Source organism: Nocardia sp. NPDC005998, from assembly GCF_040614395.1.
Taxonomy (GTDB): Bacteria; Actinomycetota; Actinomycetes; order Mycobacteriales; family Mycobacteriaceae; genus Nocardia.
Genome location: NZ_JBEXUI010000035.1, coordinates 69,152 through 89,945 on the forward strand (window position 1 = coordinate 69,152; position 20,794 = coordinate 89,945).

General features: G+C 64.9%; 25 protein-coding genes and 2 pseudogenes. 12 read left to right on the forward strand and 15 right to left on the reverse strand.

Features of this window, described 5'->3' with window-relative positions:
• Positions 1-21: 21 nt before the first annotated feature.
• Positions 22-954 carry an oxygenase MpaB family protein gene (locus tag ABZ293_RS32895; RefSeq protein ID WP_355187065.1) on the reverse strand — a complete coding sequence of 311 codons (933 nt, stop codon included), beginning with the start codon at positions 952-954 and terminating at the stop codon, positions 22-24.
• Between the two features lie 539 nt (positions 955-1,493).
• Here ABZ293_RS32895 and ABZ293_RS32900 point away from each other — a divergent pair.
• Entirely contained in the window at positions 1,494-2,156 is a 663-nt protein-coding gene (locus ABZ293_RS32900) for a TetR/AcrR family transcriptional regulator (protein WP_355187067.1), read from the forward strand.
• Between the two features lie 48 nt (positions 2,157-2,204).
• Here ABZ293_RS32900 and ABZ293_RS32905 read toward each other — a convergent pair whose 3' ends face one another.
• The 3 genes from ABZ293_RS32905 to ABZ293_RS32915 form a co-directional block, all read right to left on the reverse strand.
• Positions 2,205-2,690: a barstar family protein gene (locus ABZ293_RS32905; protein ID WP_355187069.1), complete on the reverse strand. Its 486-nt coding sequence runs from the start codon at positions 2,688-2,690 to the stop codon at positions 2,205-2,207.
• Positions 2,690-3,178, reverse strand: coding sequence for a ribonuclease domain-containing protein (locus ABZ293_RS32910; protein WP_355187071.1), 489 nt, complete (start codon positions 3,176-3,178; stop codon positions 2,690-2,692). Before ABZ293_RS32910 ends, ABZ293_RS32905 begins: the two co-directional genes overlap by 1 nt.
• A gap of 129 nt (positions 3,179-3,307) precedes the next feature.
• Positions 3,308-4,123: an exodeoxyribonuclease III gene (locus tag ABZ293_RS32915; RefSeq protein WP_355187073.1), complete on the reverse strand. Its 816-nt coding sequence runs from the start codon at positions 4,121-4,123 to the stop codon at positions 3,308-3,310.
• A gap of 68 nt (positions 4,124-4,191) precedes the next feature.
• On the opposite strand from ABZ293_RS32915, the gene ABZ293_RS32920 reads away from it, so the two are divergent.
• Both ABZ293_RS32920 and ABZ293_RS32925 read left to right on the forward strand, forming a co-directional pair.
• The gene (locus ABZ293_RS32920) at positions 4,192-5,046 is read left to right on the forward strand and encodes an alpha/beta hydrolase (protein WP_355187075.1); all 855 of its coding nucleotides are present in this window, start codon (positions 4,192-4,194) and stop codon (positions 5,044-5,046) included.
• An 88-nt stretch (positions 5,047-5,134) separates the two neighbouring features.
• Complete coding sequence (locus ABZ293_RS32925; protein ID WP_355187077.1) at positions 5,135-5,665, forward strand: hypothetical protein; 531 nt, start codon at positions 5,135-5,137, stop codon at positions 5,663-5,665.
• A gap of 92 nt (positions 5,666-5,757) precedes the next feature.
• Here ABZ293_RS32925 and ABZ293_RS32930 read toward each other — a convergent pair whose 3' ends face one another.
• The 7 genes from ABZ293_RS32930 to ABZ293_RS32960 all read right to left on the reverse strand — a co-directional run bounded on the left by ABZ293_RS32930 (position 5,758) and on the right by ABZ293_RS32960 (position 12,246).
• Positions 5,758-7,053, reverse strand: coding sequence for an acyl-CoA dehydrogenase family protein (locus tag ABZ293_RS32930; RefSeq protein ID WP_355187079.1), 1,296 nt, complete (start codon positions 7,051-7,053; stop codon positions 5,758-5,760).
• Positions 7,054-7,079: 26 nt separating this feature from the next.
• Positions 7,080-7,958, reverse strand: coding sequence for an SDR family oxidoreductase (locus ABZ293_RS32935; protein ID WP_355187081.1), 879 nt, complete (start codon positions 7,956-7,958; stop codon positions 7,080-7,082).
• A 27-nt stretch (positions 7,959-7,985) separates the two neighbouring features.
• On the reverse strand, positions 7,986-8,864 hold the full coding sequence (locus ABZ293_RS32940) for a MaoC/PaaZ C-terminal domain-containing protein (RefSeq protein WP_355187083.1): 879 nt from the start codon (positions 8,862-8,864) through the stop codon (positions 7,986-7,988).
• A 17-nt stretch (positions 8,865-8,881) separates the two neighbouring features.
• Complete coding sequence (locus ABZ293_RS32945) at positions 8,882-9,316, reverse strand: SRPBCC family protein (RefSeq protein ID WP_355187118.1); 435 nt, start codon at positions 9,314-9,316, stop codon at positions 8,882-8,884.
• A gap of 57 nt (positions 9,317-9,373) precedes the next feature.
• On the reverse strand, positions 9,374-10,579 hold the full coding sequence (locus ABZ293_RS32950) for a lipid-transfer protein (RefSeq protein WP_355187084.1): 1,206 nt from the start codon (positions 10,577-10,579) through the stop codon (positions 9,374-9,376).
• A gap of 400 nt (positions 10,580-10,979) precedes the next feature.
• The gene (locus ABZ293_RS32955) at positions 10,980-11,639 is read right to left on the reverse strand and encodes a helix-turn-helix domain-containing protein (RefSeq protein WP_355187086.1); all 660 of its coding nucleotides are present in this window, start codon (positions 11,637-11,639) and stop codon (positions 10,980-10,982) included.
• A 46-nt stretch (positions 11,640-11,685) separates the two neighbouring features.
• Positions 11,686-12,246: a TIGR03086 family metal-binding protein gene (locus tag ABZ293_RS32960; RefSeq protein WP_355187088.1), complete on the reverse strand. Its 561-nt coding sequence runs from the start codon at positions 12,244-12,246 to the stop codon at positions 11,686-11,688.
• 180 nt (positions 12,247-12,426) lie between these two features.
• On the opposite strand from ABZ293_RS32960, the gene ABZ293_RS32965 reads away from it, so the two are divergent.
• From ABZ293_RS32965 to ABZ293_RS32985, 5 genes are all read left to right on the forward strand, one after another.
• The gene (locus tag ABZ293_RS32965; protein WP_355187090.1) at positions 12,427-13,011 is read left to right on the forward strand and encodes a TetR/AcrR family transcriptional regulator; all 585 of its coding nucleotides are present in this window, start codon (positions 12,427-12,429) and stop codon (positions 13,009-13,011) included.
• A gap of 96 nt (positions 13,012-13,107) precedes the next feature.
• Entirely contained in the window at positions 13,108-14,247 is a 1,140-nt protein-coding gene (locus ABZ293_RS32970; RefSeq protein ID WP_355187091.1) for an epoxide hydrolase family protein, read from the forward strand.
• Between the two features lie 3 nt (positions 14,248-14,250).
• Entirely contained in the window at positions 14,251-14,823 is a 573-nt protein-coding gene (locus ABZ293_RS32975) for a hypothetical protein (protein WP_355187093.1), read from the forward strand.
• A 53-nt stretch (positions 14,824-14,876) separates the two neighbouring features.
• Positions 14,877-15,773: a LysR family transcriptional regulator gene (locus ABZ293_RS32980; protein WP_355187095.1), complete on the forward strand. Its 897-nt coding sequence runs from the start codon at positions 14,877-14,879 to the stop codon at positions 15,771-15,773.
• Positions 15,774-15,887: 114 nt separating this feature from the next.
• Positions 15,888-16,298, forward strand: coding sequence for a nitroreductase family deazaflavin-dependent oxidoreductase (locus tag ABZ293_RS32985; protein WP_355187097.1), 411 nt, complete (start codon positions 15,888-15,890; stop codon positions 16,296-16,298).
• A gap of 3 nt (positions 16,299-16,301) precedes the next feature.
• On the opposite strand, the pseudogene ABZ293_RS32990 reads toward ABZ293_RS32985, so the two are convergent.
• From ABZ293_RS32990 to ABZ293_RS33000, 3 genes and pseudogenes are all read right to left on the reverse strand, one after another.
• Positions 16,302-16,477: pseudogene (locus tag ABZ293_RS32990) on the reverse strand (MFS transporter); the annotation flags it as partial.
• Between the two features lie 24 nt (positions 16,478-16,501).
• A complete protein-coding gene (locus ABZ293_RS32995; RefSeq protein ID WP_355187099.1) occupies positions 16,502-17,131 on the reverse strand; it encodes a hypothetical protein in 630 nt (209 codons plus the stop codon).
• A 104-nt stretch (positions 17,132-17,235) separates the two neighbouring features.
• The gene (locus tag ABZ293_RS33000; RefSeq protein ID WP_355187100.1) at positions 17,236-17,682 is read right to left on the reverse strand and encodes an SgcJ/EcaC family oxidoreductase; all 447 of its coding nucleotides are present in this window, start codon (positions 17,680-17,682) and stop codon (positions 17,236-17,238) included.
• A gap of 241 nt (positions 17,683-17,923) precedes the next feature.
• Between ABZ293_RS33000 and ABZ293_RS33005 the strand changes: the two are divergent.
• Positions 17,924-18,347 (forward strand): annotated as a pseudogene (locus ABZ293_RS33005) (recombinase family protein); the annotation flags it as partial.
• Here ABZ293_RS33005 and ABZ293_RS33010 read toward each other — a convergent pair.
• The gene (locus ABZ293_RS33010; protein ID WP_355187120.1) at positions 18,267-18,452 is read right to left on the reverse strand and encodes a hypothetical protein; all 186 of its coding nucleotides are present in this window, start codon (positions 18,450-18,452) and stop codon (positions 18,267-18,269) included. The pseudogene ABZ293_RS33005 and the gene ABZ293_RS33010 overlap by 81 nt on opposite strands.
• A gap of 456 nt (positions 18,453-18,908) precedes the next feature.
• Between ABZ293_RS33010 and ABZ293_RS33015 the strand changes: the two genes are divergently transcribed.
• The 3 genes from ABZ293_RS33015 to ABZ293_RS33025 all read left to right on the forward strand — a co-directional run bounded on the left by ABZ293_RS33015 (position 18,909) and on the right by ABZ293_RS33025 (position 20,349).
• Positions 18,909-19,616, forward strand: coding sequence for a sigma-70 family RNA polymerase sigma factor (locus ABZ293_RS33015; protein ID WP_355187102.1), 708 nt, complete (start codon positions 18,909-18,911; stop codon positions 19,614-19,616).
• Positions 19,617-19,797: 181 nt separating this feature from the next.
• Positions 19,798-19,968, forward strand: coding sequence for a hypothetical protein (locus tag ABZ293_RS33020; RefSeq protein WP_355187104.1), 171 nt, complete (start codon positions 19,798-19,800; stop codon positions 19,966-19,968).
• A 222-nt stretch (positions 19,969-20,190) separates the two neighbouring features.
• Positions 20,191-20,349, forward strand: a complete 159-nt coding sequence (locus ABZ293_RS33025) for a hypothetical protein (protein WP_355187106.1) — start codon at positions 20,191-20,193, stop codon at positions 20,347-20,349.
• Positions 20,350-20,794 lie beyond the last annotated feature (445 nt).

The window sequence follows — 20,794 nt, forward strand, 5'->3', positions numbered from 1 at the left end:
TCGCGGTCGGCTCCCGCCCGGTCATGCGGAATTTCGAGACGCCCAGTTGCGCGGGTCGACACCCGGCATGCTCGGACGGCCGGTGCTGAGAAGTTCGTGTTCGCGCTTGGACAGCAATCGGTAGACGGGCGCACTCGGACCGGCCAGCGTGCCGCGCAATACCGGCGGCAGCAGCGGCGGGGCGATATGCGCGGTGCGCACACCCTGGGCCAGTGCGCGGAAGGCGAGCTGTTCGGGAAGTCCCCACCGCATCCCGTACATATCGCGGATCCGCGGCGGCAGGCTGCCCTGCACCAGCAGGTAGAACGCGTCGACCACCTGGCGCAGCGGCTTGCGCTGCGGATAGGCCACGCGCTGACCGGCCAGATATGAGCCGACCAGCCGGGCCTCGTCGGTGAGGAACAGTTCGTCCGAGGCCAGGTAATCGTCGAAGGATGTGCGGAACAGCCGGTAGCTGCCGGGCGCGGCCTCGCGCGGCATGCCGAACAGTTCGGCCCAGCGGACGTAGTCCTGGTACAGGCCCTCGCGTTCGCCATCGGTCAGCGGACGGACCAGCAGATCGTGCATCACCTCGGCGGAGTCGAAGGTGAAGGCCATGGTCATGTACATCAGGTGCGGGTCGAGCGCGGAGTAACCGGTGCCCGCCGGATGATGCGCACCCGCATCCTCGGGCAGCTCGCCGACGACCTTCGCATGCTTCTTGGAGGTGAAGGCCAGCGCCCGATCGGCCTCGTCCTTGGTGCCGAGAAAGACGGCCTCGAAGAGCTTGCCGGTCAATGCGAGTCGCGTGTAGGGGGTCGTCCGATGTTCGGTGCTCTCCGCTGTTCCGACATAGAGCAGCGGATGCACGGCGCCGACGACCAGGGCGCGCTGACCGTAGGTGAGACCCACCGCGCGCTTGCTCATGACCCGTCGGGCCATCGAATTGTCGGCGAAGTAACCGGGTTCGGACATCGCTGCCTCCTCATTGAGCGCGTGCCGTCGGGCGCAGCGGGCATTGCGATCCGGACGGCCATCATCCCGGCGCACGCCGGGGTACACAGCATCTGGCAATAGAATCTCCCAGAATCTACGATCTGGCAATAGCGTCTGCCAGATTGTGTCGGATCGGATCCGGCTACCGCGTCGAACCGCGATCCGGTCAGCCACGACCGCACCCGTGCCAGAATCGCCGTATGGCAGCATCGCGCAGCGATTCGGTGGGACGTAGTGGTCGGGCGACCGGTGCGCCAGGCCATAGCGAATCCGTGAGTGATCGGCCGACAGGTAGGTCCGCAGCGCGCAGCGAATCCGCGAGGGATGGTGGCCGGGCGACTAAAAGGTCAGGATCGCGCAGCGACTCTGCAGGCAGCAGTCGGGCGACGGCCAGGTCAGGATCGCACAGCGACTCCGCAGGAGGCAGCAGTCGGGCGACGGCCGGGTCAGGATCGCACAGCGACTCCGCGGGAGGCAGCGGTCGGGCGACGGCCAGTTCGGCAGCACGTAGCGACTCCGTGAAGGATGGCGGTAAGGCGGCGGGCGGCCCAGCGAAGCGGACCTATGGTGGCGTCTCCGCTGACGAACGCCGGGCCCAGCGGCGCGCGGCGCTGCTGGATGCCGCGCTGGAGATCATCGGCACCCAGGGCATCGCCAAGCTCACCGTTTCCGGACTGTGCGCGCAGGCCGGACTCAACGAGCGTTACTACTACGAAAGCTTCGACAGCCGCGACGCGGTCCTGGCCGCGCTCATCGACAGAATCGCCGAGGAGATGGCCGCGACGATCGTCGGCGCTTTGCAGGCCGCCCAGGCGGACACCCGGTCCAAGGCGCATGCGGCGATCTCGGCGGGCATTCATCTGCTCACCGACGATCCGCGCAAGGCGCATGTCGCGCTGATCGCTGGTATGGCGACCCCGGAGTTGCGCGCGCGCACGAACCAGACTGTGCGGGTATTCGCCCGACTCGTCGCGGCCGAGGGCATCGACTTCTACGGCATCACCGATCCGGAGCCGGATCCCACCATCGACTTTCGTGCCACCTACCTCGTCGGCGGATTGGTCCAAACCCTGACCGCCTGGCTACAGAACGACCTCCCCCTGACCCGCGACGAACTGATCGAGCACACCACCGATGTGTTCGTCCTCCTCGGCGAGGATCTGGCCCGTCGCCTCCTCTGAGTGAGCGCCGAATCGAATTGCCGGCTCGCTGAGAGCGGTCATTCGGCCCTACGCCCTCAGCCGGACGATCTGCGGATCGGCCGGTTCGCCTTGTAGGACAACACGGAAAGCCAGGTCCTGGGTGGACCAATAGTCGGCGGCATCGCGCATTGTCTCGGTGAACCAGTCGCGCTCTTCCAGTTCATCGACCAGCAGTTCGGCCGAATCACGGATCACGGCAACGTATCCGGTGGCGGAGCCGACAAAATCATCCAGGTCGCGCAGACATTCGTCGAAGGCGTCCTTATTCGCGCCGAAGTAGTACGGGAACTGAAAAGCGGCGGCGAATTCGTCGAAAACGCCCGCGGTGGTGCGCATCTTGCGACCGCGCAGTTCACGCACCACATAGCCGGAGGGTGCGTCGTAGCGCACGCCGCTGAATGTCGTCGCGTCGACGGGGAGAGCACCGAGTACCGGCGCGGGTGCCGAGGCCACCGCGTTCGGGGACCGATCGGCCTCGGGGCGGGCAAGGAACTGCGATAACGAGACTGTCATCAGCGCATCCTCGTGAAGGTTTCGTAGTGGTCACCGGTGTACCAGGCGGAACCGTCGCTGCCGGTGACGATGCGCTCGGCGTCGCGAGAACGGTTGCGCTGCTTGGGGTTCACATCCCATTCCTGATAGGTGATGGGTTTACCTGCCGAATCCTTGGCAGGCAGCGTGCCCGCGCGGTTCATCCAGGTGTCGCCGCCCTTGGTGCCCGGCGCATTGGCCGAATCCGGCCAGCGGCCCGCATCGATCTCGACCAGGGTCGCGTATGCGCGGTCCGGTACACCGGGAGTTCGGGTCGCGGCGGGCGCGGTGGTCGTGTCCGGTCCGCGCACCGGTACCACCGCGCTGGTGCTGCGCGCGGTCGAGGCGACCGAGGCGACGGTCGGTTTGCTGTCCCCGCCCCCGCGCGACGCGAGCACCGCGATCACCAACGCCAGCACCGCAACGCCCAGCACGGCGAGCGAGCGAACTCGCTTGGACGTCGAATTCATCAGCACTCCACCGCATTCCCGAGCGTCACCGCACCGTGTCGGGCGCGGGCATGAACTGTCTTCGACGTGCGGTTCATCGGCACTTCGCCGCTGTCCCCCGCACTGCCGTGCATATTATCGACGCGAACCTCATCGGTACTGCACCGTGACCGGAGCGTGGTCGGACCAGCGCTCGGCGTAGGTCGCGGCACGCTCGACCACTGCCTGCTTGGCCCGGGTGGCCACCTCGCCGCGCGCCAAGTGGTAGTCGATGCGCCAGCCGGCGTCATTGTCGTAGGCGCGACCGCGATAGGACCACCAGCTGTACGGACCGGGGACCCCCGGGTGCAGACTGCGCACCACATCCACATATCCGGCGGCGAGCATGTCATCGATCCAGGCCCGCTCGTCGGGCAGGAAGCCGGAGTTCTTCAGGTTGCCCTTCCAGTTCTTGATATCGAGTTCGGTATGGGCGACATTCCAATCGCCGCAGATCACGAAATCGCTGGTCTGCGCCTTCATATGCGCGCCGATCTCGTTCAGGAACCGATACTTCTCATCCTGCATCGGCGTATCCGCCTCGCCGGTGTGCACATACACGCTGGCCACCGTCAGGTCATCGAATTCGGCCTCGACGTAGCGCCCACTCGCGGCGAATTCGGCGCTGGGATGCCAGACACCGTCCTGCCAGCTCCCTATGCCGATGCGCACCGAGCGCGGTTCGCGACGAGACAGGATGCCGACCCCGGCGCGCCCCTTCGACCCGGGCTCCGCATGCGTCAGATGCCAACCGGAATCCAGCGCCGGAGCGAGCGCGGCGCGCGTCTGCTCATCGGTTGCCCGGGTCTCCTGCAGGCAGATGATGTCGGCCTCGGTGGCCGCCAGCCACTCGAGCATCCCCTTGCCCGTCTTACCCGTCGCCGCACGGACGCCGTTCACATTGATCGTGGAGATGATTGTCGGCACCTAACGACCGTACAATGCTGGTCAGACGAACTCCCCCGGACATCACCGTCCAGAGAGGGGTGTTGACAATGATGTCAGGCACCACCAAATCCTCCGCCCGTCGCGCGCCGATCAAGGCGCTGCATGTCGGATCCGGTGATCCGGTCCTTCTCCTGCACGGGTTCATGCTCTCGCCGCATTGCTGGGAACAGGTCGCGCTGCGGCTTTCCTCGCATTGCGAGGTCTTCGCCCCGGCCTTCGCCGGCCACTGGGGCGGCGAGCCGATCGACGGCTGGTCCATCGATTTCCATGCCCTCGCCGACCGGATCGAGGATCAACTCGACGAACTCGGCTGGCGCACCTGCCATATCGCGGGCAATTCGCTCGGTGGCTTGGTCGGTTTCGAATTGGCCCGGCGCGGGCGAGCCCGCACGCTGACCGCGATCGCACCGGCGGGCGGCTGGCAGTCGCCGTCGCTTGCGCAATTGCGCGTCGGCGCGAAGTTCCTGGCCCTGGTACCGATCGTCGAAATCGGCAAGCGCCTTGGCGGATTCGCGATCGACAATCCGATCGCCCAACGCCTCGCGCTGCTCGCGTTGAGCAAGAACGTCGCGGCCGTCTCCCGACGTGACGTCGCCGCCATGATCACCGCGGCCCTGCACTGCGACGCCATGCTCCCGATGATCGTCGGCAGCACACGTGGTCCGGCACTCGACGACCTCTCGAACCTCTCCACCCCCGTCCGCCTCCTGATGGCCGAATACGACCGCATCATCCCGAACCGCGGGTACGCGCGCCGCTTCCTCCAAGAACTCCCCGACTCCGCCGACCGCATCCTCGTCAACGGCGTCGGCCACGTCCCGATGCTGGAGGCTCCCGACCGCATAGCCACCCTGATAGCCGAACACATCTACGCCAGCCGCACCCATTTGCGCGCGGTCTGACACGCCGAATATCCACAGGTCAGCGAGTCTTCCACGGATCGCGGCAACCGAGTGATCCGCGAGTACTGGGCGACTACCCTTGCGCGCCATGAGGAGCCGAGAAATCGAGCATGCGATCAGCCAGCTCCGTGGCGACATCGACAGCCTGTGCGAGCTGGCCCACGCGACCGATAGCGCCGCCAAGGCCGCAAACCGCACGGTGCGCACCGCTGATCTACAACTGGGGCGGCTGGAGATGAGGACAGGTACGCAACTGGCTGACCTCCTCGCTGCCCGGCGTCAGCACGGGATGGCGGCCCGGCACCTCAGTTGTCGGCATGCGAATGTCAACGCGGATGTGCGGCAACTGCAGGCCGGTTTGAGCCGACTGGCATATCGCATCGACCGCCTGTGTGATCGCACGAGCCGAATCAGGATGCAGGGCGACGCACTCGACCAGCGGGCGGGCGTATCCCGCAGACGCAGGGCCCAATTCGAACCACGACTGAGCCAGCTCCAGGCGCAGACTCGGCAGCTGATCGGCCGAGTCCATGAGCTCGAACGAGAGAATCGACGGCTGCAAGCGCGGCTGGCACAACTCGACCGCCGGGTTGCCGAGGTCCTGTCGCGGGTCTGGTAGCACTGGTCGGCTCTGGACCGACAGCACATGCCGATCCGTCACCACACATGTATCGCATGTGTGCCGGTGGCGAAAGGCATGTGCCGTCCGGACTACTGAGCGAGTAGGCCCTTCGCGATGTGGGTGATCTGGATTTCGTTGCTGCCCGCGTAGATCATCAGGGACTTCGCGTCGCGGGCGAGTTGTTCCACTCGGTATTCGGTCATGTAGCCATTGCCGCCGAAGAGTTGTACCGCGTCCATGGCGACGTCGGTGGCGGCCTCGGAGGCGTAGAGCTTCATGGCCGACGCCTCGGCGAGGGTCGGCGGCTTACCCGCCTTGCCGCGCTCGAGGGTGTTGAAGACCATGTTCTGCACGTTGATACGGGCGATCTCCATCTTCGCCAGCTTGAGCTGGACCAGTTGGAAGCGGCCGATCTCCTGGCCCCACAGCTTGCGGCTCTTGGCGTATTCCACACAGAGCCGGTGACATTCGTTGATGATGCCGAGCGCCATGAAGGCGACGCCGATGCGTTCGGCGGTGAAGGAGGAGCGGGCGCTCTCGCGGCCGTCGCCGCCCTTGTGCTCCTCGGTCTCACCGAGCAGCCGGTCCCGACCCAAACGCACATTGTCGAAGAACAATTCACCGGTCGGCGAGGCGTGCAGGCCCATCTTCTTGAACGGCTTGCCCTGGGTGAGGCCTTCCATCTCCTTGTCGAGGACGAAGGTGAGCACCTTGCGCTCGCGCTTGTCGACAGGAGCGGAGCCTGCGGAGCGATCAGCAGAGGCTGCGTCGCCCTCGTCGAGCTTGGCGTAGACGATCATCACATCGGCGTACGGGCCGTTGGTGATGAAGGTCTTCTGGCCGTTGAGGATGTAGTCCTCACCGTCGCGCTTGACATAGGTCCGCATGCCGCCGAACGCGTCCGACCCCGAATCGGGTTCGGTAATCGCCCACGACGCGACCTTTTTCATGGTGACGATATCGGCGAGCCACCGCTCCTTCTGCGCGAGCGTCCCGCGCGAGAGGATGGTGGTGGCCCCGAGACCGATACTGACGCCCATCGCGGTGACCAGCCCCATGCACACACCGGACAGTTCCCCGATGAGCACCGCCATCAGCGATTCCTGCCCCGCGAACGGACTACCGCCGGAAGCTTTCTCGGACTTCTCCGGCGACGGCTCCCCTGCCGCGAGCGCCTCGGCCTTCTTGCGCTCCTTCGCCAGCAGGCGTTGGACCGCCTCACCGCCCATCGCATCGATCCCGAAGTCGCTGAACAACTTCCGGATGATCGGATACGGCGTCAGCTCGCCGCTCTCCAGCGCGTCGAGGTGCGGGCGCACCTCCTTGTCGATGAAGGTGCGCACCGCCTCGCGGATCATCTCGTCGGTCTCGGACCATTCGAACATCGTCGTCTCCTAACGTTCCCGCGAGATCAAGGCAGCCGAGCCGCGATATCGTCCATGAGCCAGGGGCCCTCGGTCTCGATCGTCCGCACGTCGTGCCAGCCTGCCAGCTCGGAGATGGCACCGCCCTGAACTGCGAAAACCTTGCCGGTGAGCGGGCATTTATCGGTCGCCAGGTAGGCGACGAGCGGGGCGATATTCGCCGGGCTGAACGCGTCGAAATCGCCCTCCCCGATCGCCGCCGCCTCGGCGGCCATGATCTCGCCCATACCGGGTGTGGCCAAAGTGAGCCGGGTGCGTGCGATCGGCGCGATGGCATTGACCCGGACGCCGTAGCGGGCGAGTTCATCGGCCGCGACCAGGGTCAGCGCGGCGATTGCGGCCTTGGCCGCACCGTAATTGGCCTGGCCCGCATTCGGCACGGTCGTTCCGGAGGCGGACGCGGTATTGATCACCGCGGCATTCGGCTGGTTGCCCGCCTTGCTCTGCCCCTTCCAGTACGCGGCGGCGTGGTGCAGCACCGCGGCATGGCCCTTGAGGTGCACCGCGATAACCGCATCCCACTGCGCCTCGTCCATGCCAGCGATGAACGCATCGCGCAGGATACCCGCGTTATTGACCACGATATCGAGGCCACCGAACTCCGCAATCGCCTGCGCGACAACATTTTCCGCGCCATCCCAGGTCGCGATATTGTTGGTGTTGGCCACCGCCCTGCCGCCTGCCGCGATGATCTCGTTCACGACCTCCTGGGCCGGACCGACATCGGAACCCGCACCGGCATTGCTGCCGCCGAGGTCGTTCACCACGACCGCCGCACCTTCGCGGGCGAACAGCAGGGCGTGCTCACGCCCGATGCCACGGCCCGCGCCGGTGATGACGGCGACCCTTCCTTCAAGTGCACCCATCTGTATGGCTCCTAATGTGTTCGGTGATCAGTCGGCGACTTCGGCGAGACCGTCGCTCAGAACGACCTCCGTCCCGCGAACGGTTTCGAAGGCGTAGGTGGTGACGCCATCCGCGGAACCGACCTTCCAGATCCGGGTCTCCAGGTCGTCGCCGGGGAAGACCATCTTGGCGAAGCGCACGGCAAATCGCTTCAGCCGGTTGACATCCGAACCGGCCACCTCGGTAAGTACCGCCCACGACGCGAAGGCCATGGTGCACAGACCGTGCGCGATGATCCCGGGCAGACCCGCATCCCTGGCCACCTGCTCGTCGAGGTGCAGCGGCACCGGATCGCCGGAGGCCGGTGAATACCGATAGGTCTGGTCGAGATCGACGTGCTGTGGCACCACCGCGAGCGGATCCCCGGCCCGCAGACTCTCGTCGAACTTGTGCGCCGGAGCCGCGACACCAACCGTCCTACCCGCGTCGATATTGCGGAAGAAGGCCGTCAGATACTGCTCATTGACCAATTCCCCAGCATCGGTACGGCATTCGATGAGGATGGTGATGGTGCTGCCGTTCGAACGGCTGGCGTAGCCGATCGCCTTGGCCCGCGACACCAGCCGGTCCCCGGGCCGGATCGCGCGGTGGAAATGGAAATCCTGCTCCCCGTGCACAACTCGGCCGAAGATGTCCATCGGCGCGACATCGATCACCGGCATCATCATGGCTTCGAAGACCGGAACGATGCCGAATATCGGCGCGGCCACCTTGCCCGCCAGGTGCGCCTCGATCGGATCATTGGTGGCGGCCGCATATTCGGCGATTCGTTCCTGAGTGACTTCGAAACATTCTTCGTCACACCAGGTTTCGAGCCCGCTGTCGTCGAATTCCACCGGCCGCGCCGCTGCGGCCTCCGCTGTCATCGCCCGCTCCTTCCGGCTCAGGCCGAGGCCAGCGCATCGAGCTGCTCGAGGGACCTGTCCAGCTGCTTCAGACCGTCCTTCTCGACCGCCTTGCCGAGTGCGCCCTTGATCAGCGCGCCCTCGAAATCGCCGGAGACCAGGATGGTGCTGCCATCGCCCTTGGGCTGGATATCGAAGGTGAATTCGGTCTTCACCCCGGCCATTCCGGTGCCGCCAAGGGTGAGCTTGCTGGGCTGCTCGACCGCTACCACGGTCCATTCCAACTTGTTCGCCATCCCGAGCATGACAATCTTCGCGACCAGCCTGGCCCCCTCGGCCAAGGTGGCGGGCGGCTCCTCCATGAACCGCTCGTGGATAGTGAACCACTTGTCCCAGGTCTGCGGGTCGGAGACGACCGCCCAGAGGGCATCGGGGGTGGCGTTGACGTCCTTGGTGGCTTCGATATGGCCCATCATTTGACTCCTCGTCGAGTGAATGTCAATGCTGTGCAATGGCTTTCGCCGGTCGGATCAGCGGTCGGCCCGCTGGTAGGCCGTAACGACCGCGGCGCCGCCGAGGCCGATGTTGTGCTGCAGGGCGGCGGTGACGTTGTCGACCTGCCGCTTGCCCGCGGTGCCGCGCAGCTGCCAGGTGAGTTCGGAACACTGCGCCAAACCCGTAGCGCCCAGCGGATGCCCCTTGGAGATCAGCCCGCCGGAGGGATTCACGACCCACTTGCCGCCGTAGGTGGTCTGGTTGTCATCGATGAGCCTTCCGGCCGCACCCTCGCCGCAGAGCCCGAGGGCCTCGTAGAGCAGCAGTTCGTTGGCGGAGAAGCAGTCGTGCAGTTCGATAACCTGGAAATCCTCCGCACCGAGCCCGGCCTGTTCGTAGACCATGTGCGCGGCTCGGACATTCATGTCGTAGCCGATGAGGTTCTTGGCGGTGCTGTCGAAGGTGGAGGCGAAGTCGGTGGTCATCGCCTGGCCGACGATCTCCACCGCCTGCGCCGCGAGGTCGTGCGAGTTCACGAAGTCCACGCTGGCCAGGATGACCGCGCCGGAACCGTCCGAGGTCGGCGAGCACTGCAGCTTGGTGAGCGGGTCATAGATCATCCGCGAGCCCAGGATGTCATCGAGCGAATACTCGTCCTGGAACTGCGAATACGGATTGTTCACCGAATGCTTGTGGTTCTTGTAGCCGATCTTCGCGAAATGCTCAGCGGTGGTGCCGTATTGCTTCATGTGCTCGCGACCGGCGGCACCGAACATCCACGGCGCCACCGGGAACAGCACCTCGGAGATCTCGGCCAGCGCCATGATGTGCTTGGCCATCGGCTGCTCGCGGTCGTCCCAGGTGGAGCCGAGCGAACCCGGTTGCATCTTCTCGAAGCCGAGCGCCAGCGTGCAATCGGCCAGACCGCCCCGAATCGCCTGTGCCGCAAGGAAAAGCGCGGTAGACCCGGTCGAGCAGTTGTTATTGACATTTACCACCGGAATACCGGTCATACCGAGTTCGTAGACCGCGCGCTGACCGGAAGTGGATTCGCCGTAAACATACCCGACGTAGGCCTGCTCGACCTCGCGATAGTCGATTCCGGCATCGGCGAGCGCCTTGGTACCCGATTCCCGCGCCATATCCGGGTAGTCCCACGCGCTGCCATCTTCGTTCTTGCGGCGGCCCGGCTTCTCGAACTTCGTCATGCCGACGCCGACGACGTAGACCTTGTTCGTCATCGAACTCCCTCAGATAGGGCCGTCCGCGCCAGCGGCGAACGACAGTGGCCGATCCAGCGGGATCAAACTGCTAACAAACATACAAAGCTGTATGTAACTGCGCAAGATGCACACCGCGTCGGCATCGCAATGTCAGCAAGTAACCAGGTAGTTGCAGCTCGGAGAGCACATACAGCTGGACGTGTATGTACAGCCAATAGGTGCTGGTAACAGGCATCGCAACATGCTCCAGCCATCGAATCCGACCTCAATTGCCGTGACATGCGTCACATAATTAGGTGGGGTATCGAGAGCTCCGCTATAGCGCGTCGCCCAGCTGCATCCATACCGACGCACACGCCGAAGAAGCCGCACAAGCGCAGGCTGCCGCGCAGACCAGTACTGCCCGCGACGCAGCGACCTATTGGACCGACGTCCGATCCACCAGCGATTGCGCGGCCAGCGCCGCCGTCGCGACCTGCCGCAGATGCGCCGAGGCGCGCCGCCACCGCCGGTGCGCCCGTGCGGTATCCGGATCGATGAAGTTGGAGATCAGAATGCCGCGCAGCGCGTCCATAGCGGTGTAGATGAAATCGCGAGTTTCCTTGCGCCGCATCTCATCCGGCACGAATCGGGCGACCGCCATCAACACCGCGTTATTGACGAACGGCTCGACCTTCTCCATGGCCGAGGCGAGCACCGGATCGGTCCGGCCCGCCACCCACAGCTCGACCGTCGCGATGAACAGCGGCCCCTGATGCAGCTCCCAGAGAAATTCCAGGGCCACCCCGACCGGATCAGCACCGGCCTGGACCTTGGGCATCTCCCGCATCGCGGTCTCGGCCCGCAGCTGCGCCAGATGACTGATCGCCGCCACCACCAGATCGGTCTTGGACCCGAAGTGATGCACCTGCGCCCCACGGGTGACTCCGGCTCGCTCGGCGACCCGGGGCGTCGTCGTTCCCCCATAGCCGTACTCGACCAGGCAGTCGATGGTCGCGTCGAGCAGCCGCGTCCGCATCTCGCTGCTACGCTGCTCCTGCGTACGGCGCTGCTGTTTGGACGCTGCGGACCTGGTCATTCCGGCGATTCTACACTTACATACAGCTCTGTATGTTCATTGGATATCAGCAGGCTCGGCCGAGGTAGGCGCAGAGCCTGCGATGCGCGGGGGCGTCCTCGGACATCGGCAGCTCGGGGCCGAACATGCCGGGCGCACGGAAGTTGTCCATGCCCATGTCGCGCATGGTCGCGAGCATGTCCGCACAGAGCTCCTCATCCAACAGCCGCTCCTGTCCGGTGGCGACCGCGAGATCGACGCCGTGCACGAGCACTTCGGTCAGATGGATCACCGCCGCCATCGGCCCCGGCACACTACCGAATCCGAGATGGATATCGCGTTCCAGCGCATCGGGGAGATGCCATGCCGCACTGTCGATTACGGCCGCGTCGGCATAGGCGTCGTGCGGATCGACGCCGAGCCAGTCGTCGTGGTGCGCGCGGGCCGGTTCTACGCCACGCAGTTGCGCGGCGAAGATGTTCATCCCGCCCACCAGATGATTGAGCAACTCGTGCACATCCCACTCCACACAGGGCGTCGGCGCGGTCATGCGTGCAGCCGGAATGCCTTTGACGATGGCGGCCGTCATTTCGATGGCACGGTCGATGCGGGCGATCACGGTGTTCATGCGGTACTCCAGAAGTGTTGACGGCCAGAAGGATTCGGGTCAGATGCAGGTCGTCGAGCCGCGGTCACAGAGCTGGCCGGTCCCATCGCCAGCTCCTAAACGCAGTTCATAACGGCGTTAATGGCAGCGTAGCGGCGAACCCACAACAAACGCAAGCGCCAACTGCGTTAAGGTGTGAACATGACGGAACAGTCGCGCACCCGACGCCCGGGCGGCCGCAGTGCCCGTGTGCGGGCGGCGGTGCACCAGGCGGTCACCGAACTCGTCGCCGAACGCGGCTACGGGAAGTTCACCGTCGCCGAGGTCGCGGCCCGTGCGGGGGTGGCGGACACCAGCATCTACCGCCGTTGGGGCAATCTCGAGGCACTGGCCATGGAGGTCACCGTCGACCGGCTCACCACCGGATCGGCCATGCCGGATACCGGCGACCTGATCGGCGACCTACGCGCCTATGCCGGGCAGGCGGCCCGAGATGTGAACGGTCCCAACGGACTCGCCCTGCTGCGCAGCATCCTCGCGCTCATCGATACCGGCGAAGCTGGCGAACGGACCCGCGATCGGTTTCTCGCCGACCGGGTCGAACAGATCCAGCGCATGCTCGACCGGGCCACCGCCCGCGGCGAAAACGCCCCCGACGTACTGCAAGTCGTCGACATCATCCTGGCCCCCATGTACACCCGCACCCTCTTCGGCACCGGCCCGCTCCCCGACGACTACGTCGACATGCTGGTCGACCGCCTGTTGCGCATCGGAGCCATTCGATAAGTAGAAGTTATCGGACCGGCTCGAAAACGGCGTTGTTCCCGCATTGCCGCTGACACAGGCTGAAGCGGCATGTTGGAACGACCCAATGGAGCCGAATTGTCCGAGATCAAACCCTTCCGCATCGACATTCCGCAGGCCGATCTCGACGACCTCGCCCTGCGCCTGCTGCGCACCCGGCTCGTCTCGGAACTGCCCGCCATGGCAATGGCGGGCCGGGGGGACGACGGCATACCGGTACGGCCCGATTCGGAATACGGAGTTCCGCTGTCGTATGTCGGTCCGCTGCTCGAATACTGGCGCGACGTGTTCGATTGGCGCGCACAAGAGCGGCGACTCAACTCCTTTGCACAGTTCACCACCGAAATCGATAGGCAGAAGGTTCATTTCGTGCACGTCAGGTCGCCGGAGCCGGATGCGATGCCGCTACTGCTGGCCCATGGGTGGCCCAGCACGTTCACCGAATTCCTGGGCCTGGTAGGCGAATTGACCGATCCGCGCGCTCATGGCGGTGATCCGGCAGACGCCTTCCACGTGGTGATCCCGTCCTATCCGGGCTTCGCGTTCTCCGGGCCGACGCGCATAGCGGGCTGGCATCCGGTACGGATGGCGGCGATCTTCAACGAGCTGATGATCCAGCTCGGCTATGACCGTTACGGTGTGCACGGCAATGACAGCGGCGCCACCGTCGCACCCGAAATGGGCAGGCTCGCACCGGAGAACGTGGTCGGCGTGCACGTCGATCAGATCTTCTCCTTTCCGAAGGGCGAGCCGGGCGAGTTGGACGGACTCACCGACCAAGAGCTGATGCTCATCCAATTCGGCCGGAAATTCCGGGAGTACTCCGGCACGGACTTCACCCGGCAGGCCCGGCCGCAGTCCCCCGGCCACGCCCACTCCGATTCGCCGATCGACCAACTTGCCTGGAGCGCGCAGCTACTCACCGACTCCATGACCCGGGACGAGATCCTGACCAACGTCTCGATCTATTGGTTCACCAACACATCGGCGCCCACGTGCCGGTTCTACTTCGAGAATGAATATTCGACCCCGACCACTGTGCCGATCGGGCTCGCCTCCTTCGGTCACGACTTCAAGCCGCCGCGCAAGTTCGCCGAACGCGATCACAGCAATATCGTGCAGTGGCACGAATACACCCGCGGCGGACACTGGGCCGCCCACGAAGCGCCGGACCTGCTGCTCGCGGACATTCGCGATTTCTTCCGGAAAGTCATCTGAGATATGGGTATTCGACGTGTGGTCACCGGCCACGACGCGAAGGGCAAGGCCATCGTCGTCAGCGATGCGGAGCTAGCGCCGAGCGGGCATGGTCCGGAATCCATCTGGGCGACCGACACACCACCTGCACTCCCCGACGCCGGGGCCCGGCCCGAGTTCGCAGGTCCGCTCATCCCGCTCCCCGGGGGTGTTCACGTCATCCGGCTGGTCTTCCCACCACACTTCGACCCGGACGACTGGGCCGACTCCGCGGATCCGGTCCAGGCCGCGGCCGCCGCCATGGCACAGATATCCTCCTCGGTGGCCATCGTCGATGATCCGAACCCGCCTGGAACCTACTGTGCGTCGGCGGGTTTCACCGGGTTCCATGCGACCGCGTCGGTGGACTGCCTGATGCAGCTCACGGGTGAGTCGGTGTGCCTGCTGGAGGACACCGAGATTCGTTTGACACCCGGGGACTGGCTCGTCCTCAACGGTGTCGTGCACGCCTGGCGCAATGACAGCAGCCAAGAGGCGGTGTTGATCGGCGTGATCGCGGGCGCGCAGCACGGGGGCGCGCCGCTGCGGGCGCACTGACGACGACGTAATGTTCGGATCGCACAGCTGGCCGACCGAGCGGGAGGAACTCGATGGAGCTCAGAGACATCGAGATCTTCCTGACGCTGGCAGAGGAACTGCATTTCGGCAGAACCGCGCAACGGCTGCATCTGTCCCAGGCACGGGTCAGTCAATCCATCAAGAGTCAGGAGCGCCGCATCGGCGGTCGCCTGGTGGATCGCTCCAATCCCCGCAACGTCCAGCTCACCCCGCTCGGGCGCCAACTCCTGGCCGAACTGCTCCCGAACTATCGGGGCGTGATCCGGGCGATCGAGCACGCCCGGCGCACCGCACGGGGCATCTCCGGCGTGCTGCGCGTCGCGATGATCGGCTACAACCCCTATGACTACCAACCGTTCTGGGATGCCTTCCGCAAGCAACACCCGGATTGGGAGCTGCAGATCCGCAGTAGCGAATTCGGTGACCAGTTCGGCCCACTGATGCGCGACGAAGCCGACATTGTCATCGCCTGGGTACCGGTCGAAGAACCCGGCCTGACCGTCGGGCCGATCATCGCCATGGAGCCGATGGTGGCGATGATGCCCGACCGCCACGAGCTGGCTGGCGAGAAGTGGGTATCGCTCGAGGTCTTCGGCGACCGCGGCGTGCTGGAACCCAGCAACCCCCTGCCCGACTACTGGGAGGACGCCGTCAGCCCCTTCTACACGCCCTCGGGCCGCCCCATCCACCGTGTCGCGCCGATCTCGACACTCGAGGACATTCTGGCCACCGCCAGCACCAGCGACGTCTTCACCAGTTGCATGAGCCACATCGCCCGCTACTACAACCGGCCCGGCATCTCCTATCTGCCCATCAGCGATTCCCAGCTGGTTCGGTGGGCACCGGTCTGGCGCAGCGACTCGGAAACCGAGCAGATCCGTGCATTCGCTCGGGTGATCCGCGATATGGGCTGCCTCGTGCAGAAGTGAGCCCCCGGCCGCTCTGGGAACCGGGAAATCGACACCAGGCTGTCGACATTGCCCCCGGAGTGCACCGCCATCGGCAAGGATTACCGGGTAACCCGATCTCGATCGAGGAGCGATATGACCGACTGGAACAAGAACATCATCGAGGAGTTCCGGACCAATAATGGCAAGGTAGGCGGCCCGTTCGAAGGCAAGGACCTGCTGTTGCTCACCACGACCGGCGCAAAATCCGGACTGCCGCGGACCAATCCGACGGCCTATATCCGCGACGGCGACCGGCTGGTGATCATCGCGTCCAAGGGCGGTGCACCCGGCAACCCGGACTGGTACCACAATCTGCTCGCGAATCCGAAGGTCAAGCTGGAAATCGGCACCCAAACCATCGAGGCGACCGCCACCCCGATCACCGCGGGCCCGGAACGCGATCGGCTCTACGCCGCGATGGTGGCGGCCATGCCGGGCTTCGCCGAGTACGAGACCAAGACCACTCGGGTGATTCCGGTCGTCACACTGCAACCGAGCACCTGACGCCTACGCTCGACGCGCCGCCCAGACCGTGAGGGTGAACAACAGCACGCCGAGCACGGCCAGCCCCGCGCCGACCGTGGCCGGAGCGGTGTAGCCGAGATCACGAGGTCACCCAGCCACGCACCCGCGGCATTGGCGATATTGAGGGCGGCGTGATTGAGCGCCGCGGCGAGTGTCTGGTCAACGTGTCAGGGGCCGCGCCTCTAAATGCACTGGTCACAGCGAATTGTCCTCGATCGTGCCGCTGTACTGCTCTCACACAGGCACAACGCCGACCCGCTGAGCCAGCCGACCGAGATCCCGGTCGTGAGATCGCGCCGCGCGGTGCGCATCATGTGCCCGCCGAGCTCCCGCACGTGGACCATGTTTCGAACATGCTGGGGGGCAGCGTGTTCGGCACGCAGTAGGGCATACAGCGAGTCCCGGTAGTCGCGCTTCATCGCGTGCGCCCGGCCGATCTCCACGAAGTACTGAGCGCGCCGCCCCTCGGCGGGCAGATCCTCGGCCGACAGGCTGGGTGCGAGCGCGAGCACCTGACCGGGCTCACGGCGTTCCATCGCGGCCGACATGCGCCACAGCTGGACGTTGGCCGGGCCGAACGTCGGATTGCGCAGGATCGACGTACCGGCCGGGGCATCGGCCAGCCTGCCCGCCTGTTCCGCTGCCTCGTCCAGGTGCGGTTCCGGGTCGCCGCCCATCGCAGCCGTGACCAGGGATGCCTGAAGGTGCAGCATCCCGAGCGTCTCGATCTCGCCCATCGTGCGCACGTCGGGCGCGATCCTGTCGGCGGTCCCCTCGGCCGGTTTATCGACATCCCTGAGCTGTCCGGGCAACGAAGTCTCCGAAGTCGATATCGGGGGATGAGAACCAAACCGAGCGAGGTCAGGTGAGTGGGTTGGTCGAGAAGTCGACCTGGCGGCGGGCGTCGGACAGCAAGTCAGACTTTGACCGATCCAGCGATGTTGGTGTTGTGCACCGAACAGACCCACCATGTCTCGTTGCGCTTGAGCAGGACCCAGGTGCCTCGGTTGGCGACAGAGAATTCTGCGGTGTGCAGTGTTTGCTCGACGTTGACGACTGCGTGTTCGGGTGTCAGGAGACGTAGGGCGATGAGCTCGAAGTGGGCTCGCGCGTCTGGGCTGTCACCGAGGCGTTTGCGATGGTAGTCGTGCAGTTCGTCCCAGCCGCACAAGATTGCGCCCGCCGGCGTGATGAAGACGACGTCTTCGGTGAATGGCTGGTCGAAGGCTGTTGCGTCTTTGGCTTCCAACGCGGATTCCAGTGTCCGGAACAGGGCTTCGATCTCGACAGTCGTGGCCGTGTCGGCGTCGGAGATCCCGGCCGTGGGGCGGGCGCTGGACGGGGCGTGCTCGCGAGAACTCACTCGCCGCACGCTACGCTGGCGCGTCTCCACCTCTGGCGTTCGGGCAACCCACGCGGTGGACCGTGTGGGCACGCTCTCCCCTGACGAATACCGGAGATGTCCATAAATCGTTCGTTTGTTGAACACCGGCCCGGGGAGTCGAATCGTCAGGACAACCGAACTGGATTGCTGTTCAACAAACGTGTCGAAAACGATTGGTGTTCAACAAGTCCTGTCAGGCCTTTCTCGCACAGCCCGGGACATGCCCAGCCAAACCCGCACTCTCACCGCCGCCGAACCACTTGCCCTCGATGGTGATGCGCTCGATCCGATCGGCGGTGGTGGCGCTCTTATCGGATACGGGCGGGTGTCGACCAAGGAGCAGCTGCTCGACCGTCAGGTCGCCGCGCTCACTTCGGCCGGATGCCAGCGGATCTTCACCGACAAGAAATCCGGCAAGAACGCCGAGCGCGAGGAGTTGTGGGCGTGCCTGGATTATCTGCGCCCAGGCGACACTGGTGCCGTCGCTGGATCGGCTCGGCCACAGTCTGCAAGACCTGATCTCGATCGTGGCCGAACTTCGTAAGCGCGGCATCGGATTCCGATCACTGCACGAAGCCCTCGATACCACCACACCTGGCGGACGTCTGGTGTTCCACGTCTTCGCCGCGCTGGCGGAGTTCATCCGCGAGCTGATCGTCGACGGCACGAACGAGGGCCTGGCCGCCGCCCGCGCACGCGGGCAACGCCTCGGCCGGCCACCAGCCATGACCGCCGAGCAGATCCGCCAAGCCCGCGCCATCCTTCACCCAGCCAGAGGAAACGGTGTCCTCAGTGGCGCGGCTGCTCGAGGTCTCGCGCGGCACCCTCTACAAGTACGTCCCGGAGCTCCGCAGCGGTGGCCGGGTGACCATCGAGAGCTGACCGCCGAGAACGGCTGTTAGCTAAGGACATCCATTAGGCGGTGCAACCGCCTGTCCGCCTGCGCCACGGTGCAGAAAAATCAACACAGTAATTGTCACGCCTGCCCCCTGAAAACTCCTCCGGTCACTAGGTTTGGTCGGAGCGCGCCGAAACGAGTGCTGCCCCGCCTGGACAGGGAACGGCCACATCTTCGGCAGGTATCTGGAGCATCGAACTGGCGAAATCGGCCAGCCCCCGAATCTTCGTGCAACGCAACGGCGCTAGCCGGTCGTAGAACCGGTAAACGGGGTGACCCGGCCAATCCACTTGTCGCACGATCGAGGATGTTGATGCCAAAATACCTAAATGCCTCCGGGAAGCTGACTTCCGCAGGTCAGGATCTCGCTGCCGAGCTCTACAACCCTGCGGTCGGGACGATCATCGGATGGCTCGCGAAGGGTGAGGCCGGCACTCGAGTCCGTTACGGATATCTCCCTCCCTGGGTGCTCGACCGCGCCCAGATCGATCGCGACCTCCGCGAGGACATCGCTCTCGAAACTTTCTGCGCCGCCCTCGAACCCTTTCTCCGCATGCTCGACGAGGGCCGCTACGACGCAGCACGCGGCACGACGATCGTGACCTACTTCCTCGGCGCATGCCGCAACCGGTTGGGCGACACGATCAATGCACACGGCCCGCGTCTCTCGAAGGAGCGCTCGCACGACACCAGCGCCCTTCTCGAGCAGCTGCGCGACGACAACCGCTTCCACTCCAACCTCGACTACGACCGGCTCGAAGATGTCGACCTCGCACAGCGCGTCCTGCTCAAAGCCCCGCATGACCTGCGTGACGCTCTGCTGCTCCACATCGAGGATGGCATCACCCTCAAGGACGCAGCCATACGCGTGGGATCGAAGCCGGCCACGATCCGCTCGAAGCTGCTGCGCCACCGGAAAAAGCTCGCCCGGATGCATTTCGCGGGCCTGATCGTCCTCCCCGAGAACACCTCCCTCGGCGACTGGGTCCGGACCATCGACGGCCCCAGTGAGTAACCCGCCGCAGATGCCGACTGCACCGCACGCATTAACCCAAAAGCATTACTACCTGGGACTTTTCGACTGCAACATCGAATTTCTGTGCCCGTAGCGTCCTGATCGATCACCCCGAACAGGACCCTGGCGTACTACTTCAAGCGGGTTACCTGTTCGGTCCATCACAACCGAACGGAACATCATGAACACCCTCAACTCGATCCTTCTTCGGGCTCTGGTCAGCCTGATCATCGTCCTGGTTGGGCTCCTGGTGGCGGCGGTCGCCGTCGGCATGGCTCGCCATGAAGGAGCCTCGTGGACCAAGGCTTTCAAGCAGGGGCGGCAGGATTCGTCGCCGCGAGCACCCTGCTGATCGCCGCGTACGCCACTTTCGTTCTCCTCCCGTGACCAGCCGCATCGATCTGCGTACCGATGGCGTTCTGCACCGACGGCGGTAGAGGCGATCCGGTCACCCCTCGCCGAGCGAGCCCGCTGACTCTTAATCAGCGGGCTCGGAGTTCGAGTCCATCGACGGGTGTCGGATGCGCGACGTACCGTTGAAAACGCCGATACACCACCGCATCAGGGGTCTGCGATGTCGAGTTTGGAAGAGCTGTACAACGAGCTCATCGCGAAATCGAAGCTGCTCGACCACAACCCCCATCCCGACCGATTGCGCACGCTGCGTAAGGAACTCGACCAGCTCGACGACTCGGCGAGGAAGTTCCGGCAGGCAAGCGGCACTACGAGCTGAATCTACTGAGCCAACAAGCCAATGCGAACCTGACCGCCGCAGATACCCGCGCTCAAACCGCCCGCAACGTCGCCCACGCCAAGCACGAACGCGAAGCCCACGACGCGGCGCACCCGACCATCCTGAGTCCGCGCAGCGCGCTCGCGGACTGGACGCCCAACGCCCTCATCCAGTCCGAACGCAACTGGCGAGGGGGCATCGAGCGCGAACGCTGACCGCCGAGAACCACTGCGATGTGGGTCTTATCAGAGGCCAGACGGCCCGTGCGGGCCGGTCGGGGTCCCGCACTGGTGGAATCGCGTATTCAACCGTCACGAATTCGCCGAGACCGAGTCGTATCGGGGGGTAGTGACTGGCGAGGTCGCCTATTCGACTGTCGCGGGTTCGTGCCGTCCGTTCGGGGAGGTAATGACCGCAGGGGGTGACGCGATCTGTTCACTGAACG

Bases quoted from the DNA above. Each gene is read 5' to 3' on its own strand.
- ABZ293_RS33025 (WP_355187106.1), top strand. From the start codon at position 20,191: ATGTCGAGTTTGGAAGAGCTGTACAACGAGCTCATCGCGAAATCGAAG.
- ABZ293_RS32905 (WP_355187069.1), bottom strand. From the start codon at position 2,690: ATGACAGTCTCGTTATCGCAGTTCCTTGCCCGCCCCGAGGCCGATCGG.
- ABZ293_RS32975 (WP_355187093.1), top strand. From the start codon at position 14,251: ATGGGTATTCGACGTGTGGTCACCGGCCACGACGCGAAGGGCAAGGCC.
- ABZ293_RS32935 (WP_355187081.1), bottom strand. From the start codon at position 7,958: ATGGGTGCACTTGAAGGAAGGGTCGCCGTCATCACCGGCGCGGGCCGT.
- ABZ293_RS32960 (WP_355187088.1), bottom strand. From the start codon at position 12,246: ATGAACACCGTGATCGCCCGCATCGACCGTGCCATCGAAATGACGGCC.
- ABZ293_RS33020 (WP_355187104.1), top strand. From the start codon at position 19,798: ATGAACACCCTCAACTCGATCCTTCTTCGGGCTCTGGTCAGCCTGATC.
- ABZ293_RS32895 (WP_355187065.1), bottom strand. From the start codon at position 954: ATGTCCGAACCCGGTTACTTCGCCGACAATTCGATGGCCCGACGGGTC.
- ABZ293_RS32925 (WP_355187077.1), top strand. From the start codon at position 5,135: ATGAGGAGCCGAGAAATCGAGCATGCGATCAGCCAGCTCCGTGGCGAC.
- ABZ293_RS32980 (WP_355187095.1), top strand. From the start codon at position 14,877: ATGGAGCTCAGAGACATCGAGATCTTCCTGACGCTGGCAGAGGAACTG.
- ABZ293_RS32945 (WP_355187118.1), bottom strand. From the start codon at position 9,316: ATGGGCCATATCGAAGCCACCAAGGACGTCAACGCCACCCCCGATGCC.
- ABZ293_RS32910 (WP_355187071.1), bottom strand. From the start codon at position 3,178: ATGAATTCGACGTCCAAGCGAGTTCGCTCGCTCGCCGTGCTGGGCGTT.
- ABZ293_RS32955 (WP_355187086.1), bottom strand. From the start codon at position 11,639: ATGACCAGGTCCGCAGCGTCCAAACAGCAGCGCCGTACGCAGGAGCAG.
- ABZ293_RS32930 (WP_355187079.1), bottom strand. From the start codon at position 7,053: ATGTTCGAATGGTCCGAGACCGACGAGATGATCCGCGAGGCGGTGCGC.
- ABZ293_RS32985 (WP_355187097.1), top strand. From the start codon at position 15,888: ATGACCGACTGGAACAAGAACATCATCGAGGAGTTCCGGACCAATAAT.
- ABZ293_RS32950 (WP_355187084.1), bottom strand. From the start codon at position 10,579: ATGACGAACAAGGTCTACGTCGTCGGCGTCGGCATGACGAAGTTCGAG.
- ABZ293_RS32940 (WP_355187083.1), bottom strand. From the start codon at position 8,864: ATGACAGCGGAGGCCGCAGCGGCGCGGCCGGTGGAATTCGACGACAGC.
- ABZ293_RS32965 (WP_355187090.1), top strand. From the start codon at position 12,427: ATGACGGAACAGTCGCGCACCCGACGCCCGGGCGGCCGCAGTGCCCGT.
- ABZ293_RS32920 (WP_355187075.1), top strand. From the start codon at position 4,192: ATGATGTCAGGCACCACCAAATCCTCCGCCCGTCGCGCGCCGATCAAG.
- ABZ293_RS33015 (WP_355187102.1), top strand. From the start codon at position 18,909: ATGTTGATGCCAAAATACCTAAATGCCTCCGGGAAGCTGACTTCCGCA.